1 protein-coding gene is annotated in these 2315 nt (G+C 73.7%); it reads right to left on the reverse strand.

The genetic code is table 11. From position 1 onward, the window contains the following. Positions 1-26: 26 nt before the first annotated feature. Positions 27-1859: an APC family permease gene (locus ACFU6K_RS37125; RefSeq protein ID WP_380670781.1), complete on the reverse strand. Its 1833-nt coding sequence runs from the start codon at positions 1857-1859 to the stop codon at positions 27-29. Positions 1860-2315 lie beyond the last annotated feature (456 nt).

The raw sequence follows: 2315 nt of genomic DNA on the forward strand, positions 1-2315 counted from the left end.
GGGCCGTTCCGTACCCGTCCCCCTGGTCACATCCGCATGCGCAGCCGGCAGACCACCGCGTCGGTGTGCCGCCGCAGGGCGCGGTCGATCACGGCGCCGCGCCGGTTCTGGAGCGCCCGCTGCCACCAGCGGGCCGGCTCCACCTCGGGGATCAGCACGGTGAGCCGGTCATAGGCGTGCTCCGCCCCCAGCTCGTTGACGAAGTCGGCGATCGGCCGGCCCAACCGGCGGTGAACGTCCGGGATCTCCACCAGCGGCACGCCCGGCCGCCACAGCTCCCAGTCCCGGCGCAGCGCCTCGGCGGCGGCCGGCTCGTGCACCACGGTCACCGCCATGACCTCGTCGCCGAGCGAGAGCGCCGCCGACAGGCCGTCCCTGGTCAACCGGGTGATCGCGGTCACCGGGACGACGACCAGGCTGCGCTGCCTGGTCACCGGGCCGGGCACCCGGCCCAGCTCCAGCCGCTCGCCGATCCGCCCGTAACTGCGGTGGACCGCCTCGAACAGCACCACCAGCAGCGGCAGGGCCACCACGATGCCCCAGGCGCCCTCGGTGAACTTGGTGCCGGTGACGATCAGCGCCGCGACGCCGGTGAGCAGCGCCCCGAAGCCGTTCAGCGCGGCCTTCCACCGCCAGCCGGACGGCCGGTGCAGCAGCCAGTGCCGGACCATGCCGACCTGGCAGATGGTGAAGCCGACGAACACGCCGATCGAGAACAGCGGCACCAGGCTGTTGACGTCCCCGCCGGAGCCGGCCAGCAGCGCCGCCGACACCGCGGCCAGGAACAGCACGCCGTACCGGTACACCTGGCGGTCGGCGCGCAGCGCGAACAGGTGCGGGAGGTGGTTGTCCCGGGCGAGCAGGTCGAGCAGCACCGGCAGCCCGCCGAAGGAGGTGTTGGCGGCCAGCCCGAGCAGCACCACGGTGGCGAACTGGACGACGTAGAAGCCGAAGCCGTGGCCGAGCGAGGCGTCGGCGAGCTGGGCGAGCACGGTGACGCCCTCGACCGGCTGGAGGTGGAAACGGCCGATCAGCACGGCCAGTCCGATCAGCATCACGCCGAGCAGGGCGCCGAGCGCGACCTCGGTGTGCTGGGCGCGCCTGACCCGCGGGGTGCGGAAGGAGGGGACGGCGTTGGCCACCGCCTCCACCCCGGTCAGCGCGGAGCAGCCGGCCGCGAACGCCTTGAGCAGCAGCAGCGCGCCGACGGTGGTGGCGTTCTCGGCGAGCGTCGAGGCGTGGCCGGCGGCGGCCGCGGTGCTGGCCGGGGCGTCCCGGAACAGGCCGACCACGACGATCGCCAGGATGGAGAGCACGAAGACGGCCGTCGGCGCCATGAACCAGCGCGCCGACTCGGCGATCCCGCGCAGGTTCACCGCGGTGACCAGCGCGAGCACGCCCAGGCAGAGCCAGACCCGGTCGTCGTACAGGCCCGGGACGGCCGAGGTGAGCGCGGCGACGCCGGCGGTGACCGAGACCGCGACGTTCAGCACGTAGTCGACGACCAGCGAGGCGGCCGCGGTCAGCGCGGTCCGGCGGCCGAGGTGCGCCTTGGCCACCGCGTAGGCGCCGCCGCCGTCCGGGAACGCCGCGATCACCTGCCGGTAGGAGGCCACCAGCACCGCCAGCAACAGGGCGATCGCCGCGGTGACCGGCAGCGTGAAGCCCAGCCCGTACGCCCCGGCGGCGGCCAGCACCAGCACGATCGACTCCGGCCCGTACGCGACCGAGGCCATGGCGTCCAGCGAGAGCGCGGCCAGCCCGCCGAGCGCGCTGAGCCGGTGCCGCTCGTCTCCCGCACCGGTGCCAGGCGGCTCGGAGTCGGCCGTCACGGCCGGGGTGGTGATGGCGCTGGACATCGGACGGGACCTCCGCAGTCGGTAGTTGGTCCGATCCTGCGGTCCACGCGCCCGTCGCCCGCCGGGCCCCTACGCGTTCCTGACGCCGCCACGAGCGGCCTTGACGCGCCCTTGACGCGGCCGTCACGCCGCGCCGGCCTCCGTCGGGTGGCTGTTGGCGGGGGTGGGGCGAGCCGTTTGTCCCGGCGGTCGCCGGCTGGGAAGACGATCAGCTCTGTCGAAGGACTCCCACCCCCGGGCCCCACTCTGCTGCCTGGCACCCGTAATTGCAAGCAATGTGCAATAAGTCGGCCCGGCGCCCGCCCTCCCGACTCCCCGCTCCCCCGCCCCCGGGCAGGGCCACCCGGGCAAAACGAAACAGCCCCCGATCCGCGTTTCCGCAGATCGGGGGCTGTTTCTCTATCCTGTGGCTGGTGCAGGGTTCGAACCTGCGTAGCTTGCGCGACAGATTTACAG

It is taken from the genome of Kitasatospora sp. NPDC057512, assembly GCF_042802135.1.
Lineage (GTDB): Bacteria > Actinomycetota > Actinomycetes > Streptomycetales > Streptomycetaceae > Kitasatospora.

Excerpts from the sequence above, each read along its gene's own strand:
- ACFU6K_RS37125 (WP_380670781.1), bottom strand. The coding sequence starts at position 1,859 with ATGTCCAGCGCCATCACCACCCCGGCCGTGACGGCCGACTCCGAGCCG.